The organism is Shewanella sp. MF05913, assembly GCF_059758095.1.
Map to the genome: position 1 here is coordinate 17,190 of NZ_JCAYNT010000006.1, position 17,462 is coordinate 34,651.

Annotated in this window: 14 protein-coding genes; 6 read left to right on the forward strand and 8 right to left on the reverse strand. The window is 42.1% G+C overall.

All coding sequences use genetic code 11. The features are described from left to right. Nucleotides 1-19: 19 nt before the first annotated feature. Both AC19MV_RS09575 and AC19MV_RS09580 read right to left on the reverse strand, forming a co-directional pair. A complete protein-coding gene (locus AC19MV_RS09575; RefSeq protein WP_498307252.1) occupies nucleotides 20-331 on the reverse strand; it encodes a Flp family type IVb pilin in 312 nt (103 codons plus the stop codon). 68 nt (nucleotides 332-399) lie between these two features. Continuing rightward, entirely contained in the window at nucleotides 400-678 is a 279-nt protein-coding gene (locus AC19MV_RS09580; protein ID WP_498307254.1) for a Flp family type IVb pilin, read from the reverse strand. 390 nt (nucleotides 679-1,068) lie between these two features. Between AC19MV_RS09580 and AC19MV_RS09585 the strand changes: the two genes are divergently transcribed. Next, entirely contained in the window at nucleotides 1,069-2,517 is a 1,449-nt protein-coding gene (locus AC19MV_RS09585; RefSeq protein WP_498307256.1) for an OmpA family protein, read from the forward strand. Between the two features lie 182 nt (nucleotides 2,518-2,699). Here AC19MV_RS09585 and AC19MV_RS09590 read toward each other — a convergent pair whose 3' ends face one another. Further along, the gene (locus AC19MV_RS09590; RefSeq protein ID WP_498307258.1) at nucleotides 2,700-3,155 is read right to left on the reverse strand and encodes a DUF2057 family protein; all 456 of its coding nucleotides are present in this window, start codon (nucleotides 3,153-3,155) and stop codon (nucleotides 2,700-2,702) included. Nucleotides 3,156-3,648: 493 nt separating this feature from the next. Between AC19MV_RS09590 and AC19MV_RS09595 the strand changes: the two genes are divergently transcribed. Beyond that, nucleotides 3,649-7,059, forward strand: a complete 3,411-nt coding sequence (locus AC19MV_RS09595) for an EAL domain-containing protein (protein ID WP_498307260.1) — start codon at nucleotides 3,649-3,651, stop codon at nucleotides 7,057-7,059. Nucleotides 7,060-7,173: 114 nt separating this feature from the next. On the opposite strand, the gene pyrC is transcribed toward AC19MV_RS09595, so the two are convergent. Further along, nucleotides 7,174-8,211, reverse strand: a complete 1,038-nt coding sequence (pyrC, locus tag AC19MV_RS09600; RefSeq protein ID WP_498307262.1) for a dihydroorotase — start codon at nucleotides 8,209-8,211, stop codon at nucleotides 7,174-7,176. 504 nt (nucleotides 8,212-8,715) lie between these two features. Between pyrC and AC19MV_RS09605 the strand changes: the two genes are divergently transcribed. From AC19MV_RS09605 to AC19MV_RS09620, 4 genes are all read left to right on the forward strand, one after another. Beyond that, entirely contained in the window at nucleotides 8,716-8,997 is a 282-nt protein-coding gene (locus AC19MV_RS09605; protein WP_432403000.1) for a DUF134 domain-containing protein, read from the forward strand. A 45-nt stretch (nucleotides 8,998-9,042) separates the two neighbouring features. Beyond that, nucleotides 9,043-9,360, forward strand: coding sequence for a hypothetical protein (locus tag AC19MV_RS09610; protein ID WP_498307451.1), 318 nt, complete (start codon nucleotides 9,043-9,045; stop codon nucleotides 9,358-9,360). Between the two features lie 32 nt (nucleotides 9,361-9,392). After that, entirely contained in the window at nucleotides 9,393-9,740 is a 348-nt protein-coding gene (locus tag AC19MV_RS09615) for a Fur family transcriptional regulator (protein WP_498307264.1), read from the forward strand. Between the two features lie 67 nt (nucleotides 9,741-9,807). Further along, entirely contained in the window at nucleotides 9,808-11,517 is a 1,710-nt protein-coding gene (locus tag AC19MV_RS09620) for an FAD-dependent oxidoreductase (protein ID WP_498307266.1), read from the forward strand. A gap of 125 nt (nucleotides 11,518-11,642) precedes the next feature. Here AC19MV_RS09620 and lysS read toward each other — a convergent pair whose 3' ends face one another. From lysS to chrA, 4 genes are all read right to left on the reverse strand, one after another. Further along, nucleotides 11,643-13,145 (reverse strand): lysine--tRNA ligase, encoded by a 1,503-nt coding sequence (gene lysS / locus AC19MV_RS09625; RefSeq protein WP_432402994.1) that lies wholly within the window; start codon nucleotides 13,143-13,145, stop codon nucleotides 11,643-11,645. A gap of 63 nt (nucleotides 13,146-13,208) precedes the next feature. After that, nucleotides 13,209-14,307, reverse strand: a protein-coding gene (gene prfB / locus AC19MV_RS09630; protein ID WP_432402992.1) for a peptide chain release factor 2 whose coding sequence is annotated in 2 segments (ribosomal slippage) — nucleotides 13,209-14,231 and nucleotides 14,233-14,307 — 1,098 coding nt in all. Because the reading frame shifts where the segments join, the coding sequence is not laid out codon by codon here. 216 nt (nucleotides 14,308-14,523) lie between these two features. Then, nucleotides 14,524-16,188 carry a methyl-accepting chemotaxis protein gene (locus AC19MV_RS09635; protein WP_498307268.1) on the reverse strand — a complete coding sequence of 555 codons (1,665 nt, stop codon included), beginning with the start codon at nucleotides 16,186-16,188 and terminating at the stop codon, nucleotides 14,524-14,526. A 119-nt stretch (nucleotides 16,189-16,307) separates the two neighbouring features. Then, a complete protein-coding gene (gene chrA / locus AC19MV_RS09640) occupies nucleotides 16,308-17,459 on the reverse strand; it encodes a chromate efflux transporter (protein ID WP_498307270.1) in 1,152 nt (383 codons plus the stop codon). Nucleotides 17,460-17,462 lie beyond the last annotated feature (3 nt).

Genomic DNA, 17,462 nt, shown 5'->3' on the forward strand with positions numbered 1-17,462 from the left:
CATGAGTTGTGATAAGGCGTTAATCTACAACCGTTCCGCCACCAGTACTTCCACCGCCTGAGCTACTTCCTCCCGCAGCCGAATTTGCACCTTCATTATAATTACCTAAATTGTAATTTTTATTAGCGGTGGTACTGGCAGCTCCTGCGGAGGTTTGTGCTGCCGTAATCTGTGTGTTTGAATCCTTTCCTGACATTTCGGCAGAAAGGCCAGCAACTTGGTTACGAATGGTTTGTCCAAAAAAGCTGTATACACCAATTGCCGAAACCGCGATTAATGCCACAATGATAATGTATTCGGTCATACCTTGACCTAATTGGCGCTTTTTCATATCTGAATCCTTTTAGATAGCAGAAAACCTACTTATTCATATAAATGAATAAGTAGGTTAAAATCTAATTAGTTAGAAGAAGCAGCAGCACTTTTGTTAGCTGCTTCGTTATAATTACCTAGATTATAGTTTTTATCTGCTACAGTACCCGCAGCCCCTGCAGATGTTACAGCAGCATCAATTTGAGTTGATGAATCCTTTCCTGACATTTCAGCAGATAATCCAGCTACTTGATTACGGATAGTTTTACCAAAAAAGCTGTATACACCGATCGCTGAAACAGCAATTAACGCTACGATAATAATGTATTCGGTCATACCTTGACCTTTTTGTTTTAATTTGTTCATCTTCGAACCTCCAATGTTAAAGTTTTTCAATCTTAAGATTATTCATTTACTGAAAATTTTAGTTACAACTTATAAATTATTTCACATAAAAAAAACAAATCAATTATCACCAATAATTACCACCAACCCAAAATACATACTAAGTGATGTGATGTGATGTGATGTGATTTATTGTAAGGTAGTGTATGGTTTAAATTTCTAACATTAACAAGTCGAGTAACTTAATGAATGTTATGGGCAAATAATGAAAGCAAGCAATCTCAATTAGTTCTAATTATTGATTTTTTTAGTTAAACTTCTAGGGCGTTATTTTTGGTAATTATTTTATGACAATTTAATATCTTATCTACTTTGTTCCACATCCATCAACATACACAACAGGGAGTTGAAATGTTAAAAACCGCGCTTATGTCGTTGGCAGTCATCATGGCGATGATGCCAGCAATGAATGCTTTTTCTGCGACAACTCAAGAATTATTTTCTGAGCCCAAAGAGGTAAAAGATACAAAGAGTGAACTTAGACACTTCACACCGGTGCAATTGATCACGGCAATTGATGGCAAAAATATTCTGTCAAAAGAAATGAAAGGTAAACTGATTAGAACCAACTATAAGCTACCGCCGTCTTATACACCGGCCCATTTAATCAATAACTATAAAAAACAGCTTAACGCGATCAATGCTGAGATTATTTTTGAATGTGAGCAAGCCACTTGTGGTAACGAGGATAGATTACATAGTTTTTTGAAGCCGCTTGATACAATTTCAAAAAAGTCGCCAGCGTTAATCACTGCCTATATCACTCTTCCTAAAAAACAAGTATATGTATCCTTATATGCAGCTGGCTGGAAGAATGCGACCAATGTAGAATTGGATATTATAGAAATCATCGATGAACCATTAGATTTGGTGACGACTAATCAGGGGTATTTATCAGAAAAAGTGAGTGAAATAGCAGTAACTGACAATAGCAAAAAAGATGAAAAAAACTCTTCCGACCATCCAATGTTGACTCGTATACCAGGTGCCTATATTGCCAAATATACTAGCCACAGTTTTGGACAAATCGCCGTATTAATAGGTAAAAACGGCAAGAAATTAGAGACTAAGGTGCTAGAAGGAAAAATAACCGATATTGGCTATAATTTACCTCGGACTTATTCTGAATACGAGATAAATGCTAATTACCAAAACGCATTAGTTAAGCTTGGCTTTAACGAAGTTTATGCTTGTACAGGTAAGCTATGTGGCCAAAGAACAGAAATGTATAACGCCTTAACATTACTGATGTCCAACGGTATAGACGACAGTCAATTTTATCGATTGTATAAGTTAGACAGACCTGAGGGAAATGTTTATGTAATGGTGTATGTGATTGGATATGTTGGCGAGCTCTCTGCTGAAATCCGAATCATTGAAGAAACCACATTAAACAATAACCGAGTCGGAATTGATTTGCAGGGCTTAACCGACGAGATTGCTAAAACCGGCCATGTGGCGCTGGACGGTTTGTTGTTTAAATATGATAGCGATGAATTACTGCCAGAAGCTTATCCGATTGTAGAAGTGGTCGCTCAATACCTTCAAACGCACCCTAAGCAATTATTTTACGTGGTAGGACATTCAGACGACCAAGGTTCGCAAGCGTATAACCAAACCTTGTCAGAAAAGCGCGCGATTGCAATTAAAACCCGCTTGATAAAACAGTTCTCTATTGCTGCACAGCAAGTGGAAGCCAAAGGGGTTGGCGAGTACTCACCTATTGCCAATAACCTTGATGAAGCGGGCCAGAAGCTAAACCGCCGGGTTGAACTGGTCATTCGTTCAGACAGTAAGTAACCATTCACAACATAAGCTATTTGGTTGAGCCATTGGTTAAACCATTTACGCTTATGATGCAAAAACAAAAGGTAGCCTAGGCTACCTTTTTATTTCTATTCCTATTTTAGGGCCTGGGCTTTTAGTGGGAGTAATGGCCATGAGGAAGCACAATAAACTTATTGCAGAGTTAACAATACCCGCTACTTAAGCATCAGTTGAGTCAATAACTGTGCTTGAGTGAGTAGCTCAACGTCATCATGATGCTGCCCGTTTACCGTTAATTTAACTTGTGGATTATCTAAAAACTCACGTGCATCTTCGGCGCTGTAAATTGTCGGGGTGATGATTTCGTAGCGCTGGTTTTTAGCCACATTTAACGTGAGATAAAGTGGCTTTGAGCGAACCCAATAACCTGAGTCATCCGCATTGTCTTGAAACAAATCACGGTAATTTATCTCTACCAACTGTTGGCCGCGCTTAAGGCCGATGGTGCTGTCAAAGCTTACATTTTCGCCGTTAACGGTTTCTACAATGAGCGAGTCTGGCACGGTTAAACTTGATGCCTGTACCTGAAATCCAAATAATAAACTCAAGCTGATAATAGCGGGGGTGACGATAGACTTAATTGCGCTCGTCTTGGTTGATAATAATTTCATGGGGTTGTCCTTTTAATGTATTGCTTGGCCATCAAGCAAGTTGTATTGATTTAAAAGACCCCAGCGTTAGCGATTTTCTTACAGATTTTATCACCGCCTGTGTTTGTTGATTGTGAGTATTACGTTTATCTCACTGTATTAATTATTTAAACCGCCATAAAAAATAATATCAAAATAAAATACCTATGCGTTATCTCACATTAATCAAAACAATATCCGCCATTGTTTAGCCATCTATAATGTTGCATGCTAGCGTGTAGATTAACGACAAAGAATGCTGCCTTTATAACGATAAATTTAATGTCTTATTTCATGTTAAAAATCAATTTACGACTAAACTCAATAGATAGTGTTAAGTGTGCAAACAGCGATGTCGCCAATATGATGATAAAGGGCAACATATTGATACGATAACGATAACCCTGTTTGACCGCCCAAGTATTGGCGATGTAAAGCGTAATGGATGACACTCCCTTTTACTTGCGGGGTATAAATGGATAGTTTTTTTAGCTTATTGAATAACGCAGTCTTATTGCTAGCACTCGTCGTGATCTTCGACGCGGTTAGATTACAAAACATTGCTTCCATCCGCTACAAGTCAATATTAAGCGGTATTTTTATTGGCATCATCGCCATTAGCGTTATGAGTAATCCTTGGGAGCTGCGCCCTGGAGTGTTTTTTGATGCACGCTGGATACTGCTCAGTTTAAGCGGTTTATTTTTTGGTTTTATTCCTACATTTGTCGCAGTATTGCTCGCTACAAGCTTCAGAGTTTACCTGGGTGGTGATGGCGTTTACATTGGTAGTTTGATCATTTTCACCAGCGCGCTAGTGGGGTTAAGTTGGCGATATTGGTTAAAAAAATCCCACAATCACCTTAACTGGAAAAATATTCTCGCGATGAGCTTCATCGTTGAACTTGTGGTGATTGCTTGTTTGCTACTGATGCCCATTGACGATAGATACAAGATTCTTTCGACCATTAGCCTAACATTGCTTTCGGTCTTTACCGCTCTCTCATTTTTATTAGGATTGTTGCTTAAACATCGCATTGACAGCAAAAAACTCGCACAAGAGTTATTGCGCCATCAACAGTTACTCGAAACCGAAAAAAACCTCCTGCAAAATATTATTGATGGCATACCCGATCTCATTTTTTATAAATCGACTGACGGTAAATATTTAGGCTGTAATAAAGCCTTTGCCAACGAAATTACCCTGACATTAGATCAAATCAAGGGCCGCACCGACCATGATTTTTTTAGCGCGCAACAAGCCAAAAAGTTTATTCACGATGACACTCAAGCATTAACACAAAGAGCGACCATTGTTTGCGAAGACAAGATTGTCGCAGCCAATGGTATTGAACACATTTACCGCACTCAAAAGACACCATTTACCAATGTCGATGGTGATATTTTAGGGATTGTTGGAGTAAGCCAGGATGTAGCAGAAAAAAGACATATCGAAGAGCAACTACAGCGCAGTGAGTCCACTTACCATAATATTATTAGCACCGCCCAGGATGGCTTTGTTATTGCGTCACTAGACGGCAGCATTATTGAAGTGAATCAGAGCTTTGCCAATATGACGGGTTACACTACGGATGAGTTAATTAGCTTGTCAGTTAATCAAATTGAAACCGATGACAAACGCCAATTTTCAACGCGTAATCTTGACCGGGCAAAACGCGAGCAGCGTTTTCATTACACGTCATTACACAAACATAAACAAGGTCACCTTTACCATGTAGAAGTGACGGTCAGTTATTGGGACGGTGATAACGGCATGTTTTTTTGCTTTGTTAAAGATATTTCAGAGCGCATTGAGGCAGAAAAGAAACTCTTGCTCAGTGAATCGAAGTTTAGACACATCTTTGAACGGATCCCTGCTATATCGGTTCAAGGATATAACAAAAATCGTGAGGTAATTTTCTGGAATCAAGCCAGTGAAAACCTTTACGGTTACAGCAAAGAACAAGCTCTGGGAAGTAAACTTGAAGACCTTATTATTCCTGCACCGTATCGCCAACATGTTATCGACAATGTAAATACCTGGATAACCGAGGGCTTACCCATTCCGGCAGAAGAGTTAGTACTCATGAGATCTGACGGCAGTAATGTGCAGGTGTATTCGTCTCATGCATTAATTAACAACACAGAAAATGAAATTGAAATGTACTGTATCGACATCGATTTAAGTGCCCAGAAAAAAGCTGAAGCTCAAGCATTAACATTGTCACAAGCTATTGAGCAAAGTCCAATATCGATGGTGTTAACCGATACCAATAGCAAAATAGAATACGTTAACAGCGCTTTTGAAAAAATATCAGGATATTGTTCCGACGAAGTGATTGGTCAACAAACCAGTATCTTAAAGTCGGGGTTAACCCCAAAATCACAGTACAAAGAGTTATGGGAGGTTATTGTTACTGGAAAATCGTGGCAAGGCGAACTGCAAAATAGAAAGAAAAACGGGGAGATATTTTGGGAACAAGCTCATATTGCTCCAATTTTTGATATTAATGGTGTAATAAAACATTATTTAGCATTAAAACAAGATGTTACACATTATAAACAGCAAGAAGAAAAAATCCTTCATCAAGCGCATTACGATAGTTTAACTGGATTGCCTAATCGTTTACTGTCACTTGATAGGCTAGCACAAATGATTAAAGAAGCTCACCGAGCGAAAAATCAAGTGGCAATACTCTTTTTAGATTTAGACGACTTTAAAAAAGTGAATGATACTTTAGGGCACTCTGTTGGCGACGATCTCTTGGTGTTAGCCGCAACCCGGCTGCAAGACACGATCCGAGAAAACGATGTAGTGGGCCGTTTAGGCGGTGATGAATTTATCATTATTTTAAATAACATTAATGATCAGCTTGATGTTGAAGTGACAGCCAATAAGTTACTGCAACAATTTGACACGCCTTTTAAGCTTGAAAACCGTGAACTGGTATCAACGATTAGTATTGGTATTGCGCTTTACCCTAATGACAGCTTGGACGCTAAAGAGTTACTGAGGCAAGCCGACTCTGCGATGTATCATTCTAAAGATCTGGGCCGCAATACTTATACCTTTTTTACTCAACAAATGAATCAGGACATGCATCGCCGACTAAGGGTAGAAGAGCAACTTCGTGGCGCCTTAAAAAACCATGAGCTGTCGGTACACTTCCAACCCTTAGTGGAGATTAAAACCCGTAAAATCATTGGTGCTGAAGCGTTACTGCGCTGGCATAACCCAGAACTTGGCCATGTCACTCCCGATGAGTTTATTCCTATCGCGGAGCAAACAGGGTTAATTGTCCCTATTGGCCAATACGTTTTAGAAACCGCTTTTGCTGCGGCTTATCATTGGCAAACTTACTTTAATCGCCAATTTAAAATTGCCATTAATGTGTCACCAAAGCAATTTAGAGAAAACAAATTTGTCGATTTGCTTAAAGCCTTAATAGCCCAATATGACATTCAACCTAATAGCGTTGAGTTAGAAATCACTGAAGGAGTATTACTCAGTGGCGATCAGATTATTGATAATAATTTATCTGCCATAAACGATATTGGTGTCAGTATTTCTATGGATGATTTTGGGACGGGTTATTCATCATTAAGTTATTTACGCAGCTACCCATTTGATACATTAAAAGTGGATAAGAGCTTTATTAATGACATTACTGTCGATCCAGGTGATTTAGAATTGGTGGGCGCGGCAATCGCAATGGGCCATGGACTTAATTTATGCGTGGTGGCTGAAGGCATTGAAACTGAGGAGCAATATCAATTACTCAATGCATTGAAATGCGATTATGGTCAGGGCTATTTATTCAGTAAGCCTTTACCGCAAGCTGAATTTGAAGCTCTACTCGAAACACAAGCAAGTATGCAATCCCTTTAAACTCTGTTTTGACGGCGATGTTAAACACAATAACATTGCCATAAAAAATGCCCGTGGTATTAAATGGATTACCATTAATACCACAGGCATTTTTATTTGCTTACTGCCAGATAGCTAAGCGTTTTTCACTTTCCAATTCACAGTTTGGCCAGCAAAAAATGGCACGATAGGGTTACCGTTTGGCAAAATAATTTCTTCAGGTACTGTCCACTCTTGTTTCACTAATGTCACAGTGCCTGTGTTGCGCGGTAAACCATAAAAGTCTGCCCCATGGAAACTGGCAAAGCCTTCGAGTTTATCGAGTGCATTCAAGTTATCAAACACTTGAGCATATAACTCTAACGCGCTCCAGGCACTGTAACAGCCAGCACACCCACACGCGGACTCTTTACGGTGTTTTTCATGCGGAGCAGAATCTGTACCTAAAAAGAACTTACTTGAACCAGTCACCACAACAGCTTGCAGTGCTTGTTGGTGGATATTGCGCTTTAATACTGGCAAACAAAAGTTATGTGGACGCACGCCGCCGACTAATAAATCATTACGATTGAGCAATAAATGTTGCGGTGTAATGGTGGCGGCCACATTAGCTGATGCGCCCGCAACAAACTCGGCAGCTTCTTTGGTGGTGATATGTTCAAACACCACTTTAAGCTGAGGAATGGCTTCAACAATGCGTGATAAATAGCGGTCAATAAACAGCTTTTCGCGATCAAAAATATCGATATGTGACTCGGTCACTTCACCGTGCACTAACAACAACATACCTTGCTCTGCCATCACCTCAAATATTGGAAATAGCGCATCTAAGGCTTTTACCGCTGTATCAGAGTTAGTGGTCGCGCCTGCAGGGTATAACTTAGCCGCAACCACACCTGCCGCTTTAGCGTCGATAATATCTTGAGCGCTGGTGTTGTTGGTTAAAAACAGGGTCATTAGCGGCTCAAAGTCACTGCCTTGTGGGCGCGCAGCTAAAATACGTTCACGATAAGCCACAATCATGTCGGCATTAGTCACTGGCGGTACTAAGTTGGGCATTACAATCGCACGTTTAAATAATCTTGCTGTTGCGGGTACGGTTTCACGCAGCATGTCGCCATCACGAAAATGAAGGTGCCAATCGTCTGGCGTCGTTAGGGTTATTTGCGTCATGTGAGTTCCTTTGGGCTACAGCATTAAATGCGGCTATTGTGCCTTAAACCAACTATTTTTAATAGGTTAACCACGGTGTGATTCACCGAATAGTGAATCTGAAATCGCTAACAAAAACGAATAATAACCATCGTCAACATAGCGGCTTAGCACACAATAAACTGCAGTAACATCTCTATAATCCCAGCTCAATTCGCTAAAGCTCAGCACGATGAAGTGTTGTCGTATTATTGCTAGAACATGTGTCATTACTCTGGGCTATTGAGCCAAGTATCGCAGCACCAAACCTTGCTGGGCATTGAGCCATTCTACAGATAAAATACCCGCGTAGGATTATGCTTACGAGTGTTGCGGTACCCTTTAAGTATGGCGGCAATATCGTATATAGACAAAATATGCCCTAGTTCAAAGTTCTGCTTGTGTATCGCTAATCGATACTCAACAACGCTTGCAAGTCTTCATTAAACCCAGTATAAATAGCATATGCCAATAACGAGGTGCATTATGGCAAGACCCAAAATACCCAGAACAATATGCGGCCAAGCTGCCAATATTTGTTTCAAGCCTAATGGTATTCCAATGACACAGTTGGAACAGGTACCTCTGGCTGAGGATGAAATGGAAGCATTACGCTTAGTTGATTTGCTCGGTATGCAGCAGCAAGAGGCGGCTAAATCAATGGCTGTCTCTCGCCAAACACTGGCCAATTTAGTGAAAGCAGCAAGGTTCAAGGTGGTTGATAGTTTAATTAATGGTAAAGCATTGATGACAAAAAACATCAGCTAAATCAGCAGCAAAGTAAACACGGTTCGGCGTGAATAGGTAGGGCTAATGCAAGCAGTATTAAAAGACTCAGGCCTCAAAGTAACCAGCCAAAGATGTAAACTACTCGAATTTATCAACCAGGTTGATGAGCAGCATTCATACCATTCCGCATTAATAAATGACCGCTCAGAATGCATCCAGCGGTTTTTGATTAAGGCGTCGCTATGTCGTAATGGTTGTTCCCTTTCAAATAGCGAGAACGCAAAGCAAAAATCGCTGGGGCATTCCTTTCAGGCGAGTTTTAAAAGGGCTTACACTGCGTTGCATGACTTCGAAAGAGAACAACTATTCATTCAGTCATTCGCCTTGTTTAAGCCCTTTTAAATTCTCGCTGAGAGATCATTTACTAACGCGGTATGGTATTAACCGTTGAAAGCATCTTTCAAGGCATTAATGCACAAGGCGAGAGCATTGGACTCACCAGTGTTTATCGGATGATGTCTGATTTTGAGCAAGCAGGGCTTGTGACTCGTCGTTTGCTTGAATCTGAAAAAACGATTTACGAGCTCAGCAATAAACCACGCCATGATCATTTAATTTGCCTCACTTGCGGCAAGGTCATTGATTTTGTCGACCCGTTAATTGAACTGCGTTTAAGCTTAGCGGCTGAGCATCATGGTATGAGCATTCATCACCACAGCCTCAATATGTATGGCCAGTGCTTTGAGTGTCAAAAAGCACATCAAAACGAATCGATTACCTAAAACCGCTTGCGTAAACCTATTGCGTATTCACAAATCGGTTTTATGACTTAATTTACTGGAGAAAAGCATGACCAAAATAGTGATTATTGGTGGCGTTGCCGGTGGCGCATCGGCTGCAGCAAGAGCAAGACGAGTATCTGAAACCGCTGAAATTATTATGTTAGAAAGAGGCGAGTTTGTGTCGTTTGCCAACTGTGGCCTGCCTTACCATATTAGTGGCGAGATAGAATCAAGAGATGCGTTATTACTGCAAACACCCGAAAGCTTTAAATCACGTTTTAATGTTGAGGTACGAGTTTTAAACGAAGTGATCGCGATCGATCGCCAGGCTAAACAACTGACCATACGCAATCTTGTAAACAATGAAACCTACCTAGAATCTTATGATAAATTATTACTAAGCCCTGGCGCTTCACCGATTAAACCGCCACTACCAGGCATTGATAGCCACTTTGTGCATAGCCTGCGTAATATTCCCGATATGGATAAGGTTCTCGCCACCTTAATGTTACACAAGCCAAAACATGCCACGGTTGTGGGTGGTGGATTTATTGGTTTAGAAATGGTCGAAGCGTTGCGTCATTTAGGCTTAGAGGTCAGTTTGCTTGAGCTTGCCGACCAGGTTATGGGGCCTGTTGATCTTGAAATGGCCAATATGCTGCACCAAAAACTGGTTGATAATGATGTTGATTTACGTTTAAAAACCGGATTGGCCGCCGTAACTGAATGCCCTATTCCACTAGCAGACGCAGACAACACCGATGATTACGATAAACCTGCATCGCCACACTTTCACTTGCAATTAACGCTGAGTGATAACGCAACATTAGCCACAGATTTAGTGATTTTGGCCATTGGTGTCAAACCAGAAACAACTTTGGCAACGGCATGCGGCCTTTCGTTGGGTAAACTTGGCGGTATTGAGGTTGATGATGAAATGCGCACCTCAGATGCTGATATTTATGCCGTAGGCGATGCCATAGAAACTGCTGATTTTGTCACTGGAAACCCAACGTTAATCCCGCTTGCGGGGCCTGCTAACCGACAAGGGCGTTTGGCGGCCGATAACATGTTAGGTGGTAATATAAAGTATCGCGCCACTCAAGGCACTGCGATTTGTAAGCTATTTGATATGGCCATTGCATCTACCGGTCTCAACGAAAAAAGCTTACGCAAACAAGCGATTCCATTTGAGAAAATTTATGTGCATACCGCCAGCCACGCAAGTTATTATCCAGGCGCGCATCCTATTACGCTAAAGCTATTATTTAGCCCCGAAAGTGGTGCTATTTTAGGCGCTCAAGCGGCAGGACTTGATGGTGTCGATAAGCGGATTGACGTATTAGCGGTGGCACAACGTGCTGGCATGACAGTATATGATTTAGCCGACCTTGAGCTCACCTATGCACCGCCATTTGGCTCGGCGCGCGATGTCGTTAACCAGGCGGGTATGGTGGCAGCTAACGTATTATTAGGTGATGAGCAGATTTGTCACTCGCACGATATAAGCGCAGCTAACGCCGGGCAAGTCATTGTCGATGTGCGTAACCCAGGCGAACTTACCACTGCGGGCGCCATTGATGGCGCGATTAATATGCCACTGCCACAGCTGCGTGACCGACTCAACGAGCTCCCTAAAGACAAAGAGTTACTGGTATTGTGCCAGGTTGGTTTACGTGGACATGTTGCTTATCGCATGCTCACTCAACACGGCTTTAAGGTGCGTAACCTCACTGGTGGTTACAAAACCTTCCAAATGGTCAACGCCCGTTTTTAATTAAAGGGTTAGAGAGATCCACTAAAACAAAAAACCAGCCTGCTGGCTGGTTTTGTTTTTTTAATCGGCGATAAACTCAATTCATCAACGATTAGCGCTAACTCAACGAAGAGCCAACAAGGCAATTACGCTTGTGGGCGCATCGCTGGGAATAAAATCACGTCACGGATAGTATGAGTGTTAGTGAATAACATCACTAAACGGTCGATACCAATACCCTGGCCTGCTGTTGGCGGTAAGCCGTGCTCAAGAGCAGTAATGTAATCTGCATCGTAGAACATCGCTTCGTCATCGCCAGCATCTTTAGCATCAACTTGTGCTTTAAAGCGGTTGTCTTGATCTTCTGCATCGTTAAGCTCGCTAAAGCCGTTAGCCACTTCACGACCACCGATAAAGAACTCAAAACGGTCGGTAATGAAATCATTGTTGTCGTTACGACGTGCTAGAGGCGAAATATCAGCTGGGTAACCGGTAATGAACGTAGGTTGCATTAACTTAGGTTCTGCTGTTTCACCAAAGATTTCTTCTAGTAGCTGACCACAAGTCCAGAATTTTTCTAACTTGATGCCCAGGCTCTTGGCTAAATCACGCATAAACTCTACGTCTTTAACTTGCTCGTAGGTCATTGCCTGAATTGTCGCGTTGTCTGGATTGTACTTTTGAATCGCTTCTAACATGCTTAAACGAGCATAAGCGCCACCAAACTCAACGGTCTCTTCACCATAAGGCATGCTAGTGCTGCCCAATAATTCTTGAGCAATTGAGCCTAGCATTTCTTCGGTTAAATCCATTAGGTCTTTGTAATCAGCATAAGCCATATAGAATTCCATCATGGTGAATTCTGGGTTATGACGTGGCGACAAACCTTCGTTACGGAAGTTACGGTTAATTTCAAACACACGCTCAAAACCACCTACAACTAAACGCTTAAGGTATAGCTCTGGCGCGATACGTAAGTACATTGCCATGTCTAATGCGTTGTGATGCGTGACAAATGGACGTGCAGATGCACCACCAGGAATAACGTGCATCATTGGGGTTTCAACTTCCATGAACTCTTTTTTGACCATAAAGTTACGGATGGCAGCAACCACTTTAGAGCGCATGATAAAGGCATTACGTGAGTCTTCGTTAACGATCAAATCAACGTAACGTTGACGATAACGCGTTTCTTGGTCGGTTAAACCATGGAATTTTTCAGGCAATGGACGCAGCGCTTTAGTCAGCAACTGGTACTCTTCCATGTTGACGTATAAGTCGCCTTTGCCAGATAAATGCAGCTGACCTTTAACACCAATGATGTCACCGATATCTAAACCTTGATAACGTTCTTTTAAGTCGCCTTGTACTGGCTTGCCAGCATACGCTTGAATACGACCAGACACATCTTGAATCACTAAAAATGGACCACGCTTAGCCATAATACGACCAGCAATGCTAGTTTGAAAACCTAACGTTTCAAGGTCTTCTTTAGTTTGCTCACCATATTGCGCCTGTAATTCAGCCGCTTTATGGCTACGTTGCCATGTATTAGGATGAGCATTTGCAGGGCAGCTAGTACGGATGTGATCGAGTTTAGCGCGACGCTCTGCAATCAGTTTGTTTTCATCTTGTACGTGTTCGGTCATGTTATATTCTCGCGTTTGCTCGCCACACTTTGATACATGGCGAAAAAAGTTAATTTGATTAAACTAAAGTCCTGATTTTAGGCTGGCTTCAATAAACTTATCTAAATCACCATCCAACACAGATTGAGTATTGCGGTTCTCAACCCCTGTACGTAAATCTTTAATTCGTGCATCGTCTAATACATATGAACGGATTTGACTGCCCCAGCCGATGTCTGATTTAGCATCTTCAGCGGCTTGCTTGTCGGCATTTTGTTTATGCATTTCTAACTCGTACAACTTAGCTTTTAATTGCTTATAGGCTGAGTCACGGTTTTTGTGTTGCGAACGATCGTTTTGACATTGCACAACGGTATTGGTTGGCAAGTGAGTAATACGTACCGCAGAATCCGTTTTGTTAACGTGCTGACCACCCGCACCAGAGGCTCGGTAAGTATCAATACGCAGTTCAGATGGATTAATCTCGATTTCAATGTCATCGTCAATTTCTGGGTAAACAAACACCGAGCAGAAAGACGTATGACGTTTGCCAGATGAGTCAAATGGCGACTTACGCACTAAACGATGCACGCCCGTTTCGGTGCGCATCCAACCAAAAGCATATTCGCCGTTAAATTTAATGGTTGCGCCTTTAATACCCGCAACATCACCGTCGGTGACTTCCATTAATTCTGGACTGTAGCCGTGGGCTTCGCCCCAACGCAAATACATGCGTAATACCATGTTGGCCCAATCTTGCGCCTCAGTACCGCCCGAACCAGATTGAATATCCAGGTAACAATTCGATGCGTCACTTTTACCCGAAAACATTCGGCGGAATTCTAAGTCAGCCAAACGGGTGTCTAAAATGTTAAGTTCAGCCGCGGCATCGTTAAACGTCTCTTCGTCATCTTCTTCGATGGCTAATTCAAGCAATCCTTCGATGTCTTCAAGACCTGCGTCCATATCATTAATGGTTTTAACAACCGCTTCTAATGCCGCGCGCTCTTTACCCAGCGCTTGCGCACGTTCAGGTACGTTCCACACTTCTGAACTTTCCAGTTCACGACTGACTTCTTCTAAACGCTCACTTTTAGCAGCGTAGTCAAAGATACCCCCGAAGTAACTCAGTACGTTCAGCGAGCTCTTTGATTTTGAATTTTACCGGATTAACTTCAAACATGAATATTCAACTTAAATTAGCAGTTAACAAAAGGTGCAACGGCGCATTTTACCCCATGACACGCGCTAAACCTAGACCGAAAGGTCGATTATTAACAAACTAATGGCGAATATATTTCACGACAACGGCCGTTCACTTCATAAGCGTTTAGCCATAAAAAATGAACCCACTTCGGGTTCATTTTCTGTCGCGGTAATCGTGAAACTGTGCGGCGAGTTACACCTTAAATTGCCCCACTAACTTCGCAAGAGTTTGGCCCTCGTTGGCCACATCTTTACTCAAGCCAGATGCATCCTGGCTGGCAGCCAGTAGTGAGTTAACAATTTCTTGCACCGAGTTAACATTGCGATGGATCTCTTCAGTCACAGAGCTTTGCTCAGTCGCAGCGGTGGCAATTTGGGTACTCATGTCACTAATGCTGGTGACAGACGATGTTACCGCGCCTAGGCTTTCTGAGATTGCCCGCGATGACTCTACCGAGCTTAAGCAACTCGTTTGGCTTTCTTGCATAGTCTGCACCGCTTTAGTCACTAACTTATGTAATTGCGATAACATGTCGTTAATTTCTACTGTGCTACTTTGGGTTCGGCTGGCGAGATTTCTGACTTCATCGGCTACAACCGCAAAACCACGCCCTTGCTCACCAGCACGCGCTGCTTCAATGGCTGCGTTTAACGCCAGTAAGTTAGTTTGCTCTGCAATGCCACCAATCACGCTCAATACTGAGTTAATTTTTTGCGATTGCTCACTTAACGATTTCACATCTGCTGCTGCGTTATCGATTTGCCTCATTAAGTTAGACACTTCCGTTAATGAAGTATCGACACACTCTTGTGCTTTCGTCACGTTGCCAGATGCGGTATGCGTTGCGTCTGCTACCATGCTGGTATTGTGCGCCACATCATTTGCCGTTGCAGACATCTCTGTAATGGCGGTCACGATTTGATCGATTTCATTATTGTGGCTATAGAGCTGTTCAGTCATTGAAACCGTTTGACCACTAATACTTTGCGCGCCATGTTTAACTCTGTCTGTCGCACTCGCAACATCACCAATAATCGTTTGCAGCTTATCGACAAATAAATTAAACGCACTGCCTAATTGGCCAATTTCATCTTCGCTCGTCACGTCTAAACGTTTGGTTAAGTCGCCTTCACCTTTGGCAATATCGTTTAGTGAGTTGGCCATATTCTGGATAGGAACAACCAGTTTATGAGCCATCCACACCACCACAAATGCCGTAATACCGGTTAATCCCAACGCCATTAATAAAAACATGACAGTTTTACTATTCATTCGCTCAGTTTTTTCATCACGAAATTTCGCAATAGCTTGATCAATATCATCAATATACGCGCCAGTACCTAACATCCAGTTGGTATTTGGCACCATCACGGCGTAACCGAGCTTATCAATTAATTGCTCCGTACCGGGCTTTTTGTAAAAGTAAGAAAAAATACCATCACCAGACTTAGCGGCATTTAATAACCCAACGATAACTTTGGTACCATTAGGGTCAGCCATATCGATTTTGTTTTGCCCTTCTAACTCAGGCATCGTCGCATGGAAGATGTTTACTCCCGCAGTGTCATAGATGTAAAAATATCCTGCACTGCCGAAACGTAAATCACGTAAAGCTTGTTTTACATCACCGCTGCTGCCTAGAGATAACTGATAGTCCACAACACCACGAGCAATCTCAGTGGCTTCAGCCAGTTGGTTTTTTCTCTCTGAAACTAACTCGCCCCTAAATTGGGCAATATCATTTTCTAACGAAGTCCCCTCGTTAACATAAAACAGACTCAATAAAACGGCTAAAATTAATAATAATGGAATTAAAGATAATCCCAAAAGCTTATTGCGGAGGGAGGATTTCAGCATAGTTGGCAGCCTTTTTGTTGTAATAATCTATTAAGTATAGATGTTTACAGCATGTAGCCAAACTTTGCACACGAATAAAGTGAAACATGTCGCAAAAATAAACAAGATGGAAGTTGAACTTAGATTAGCGTCAATAACGCGCCTATTGCAGCAAAGCCCACAACAAGCCAAACAATGCCTGGCCTGAATACTTTTAAAAGACTAAATCCAATAATCACCAGTGCCATATCAAGCGGCATGATGACAGCGCTGGTAAATACCGGTTGATACAGCGCCGCTAACAGTAAACCGACAACCGCCGCATTTACACCTGCTAATGCGCCGGCAATATTGGGGCGCTGACTAATGGTATGCCAGCTTTTTAATCCGACTAACATCAGTAGAAAACCGGGTAAAAATATCGCTAAGGTGGCGACTATGGCGCCTAAAATAGGAGACTCTAACCATAAATCGGCCCCTAAAAAGGTGGCAAGGGTAAACATAGGCCCAGGGATGGCTTGCGCAAGTGCATAGCCGGTTAAAAATCGGTCGGGAGTAATGTAGTCACCTACACTGGCCTCAAGTAATGGCAGCACCACATGGCCGCCACCAAACACTAAACTTCCGACTTGAAAAAACTGCGCAAAAATTTGCCCTAAACTGTCATCATTCCCCATAAAATACAGTGAACTGGCTAAACACAAAATAAACAAAGCCAGCCAACGATAATCAAGTTCGATAGGGGGATTTTCGGGGGTAATATTTTCACCACGAGTCAGTAATACCACGCCAAGAATGGCGGCAATCACTAACACTGCAATTTGCATTAGCATTGACGGCATTAAGATAATGGCCACTGCAGTTGCAGCCATTAGCACCTTGGCGGTTTTACGCTGACAAAATTGGCTAAACATGGACAATGTCGCATCGGCAACGACCACGACGGCTAACAGTTTTAATCCGTGGATCATGCCCTGCACAGCAGTGATTTCTAGCCACTGCGCACTGGTTACCGCAAATAAAAACAACAATAGAAATGACGGTAACGTAAAGCCTAAAAATGCCGCGAGCCCACCAAATACCCCCCCTTTGTGGTAACCAATGGCAAAACCAACCTGACTAGAACCCGGACCTGGCATAAATTGGCTTAAGGCAACAAAACTGGCGTATTGTTTACCATCAAGCCATTGTAAGTCATCAACAAATGCTTTTCTAAAATAACCAATATGAGCCGCAGGGCCGCCAAAACTGATTAAGCCTAATGCTAAAAAACGACTAAATATTTGCCACATCGC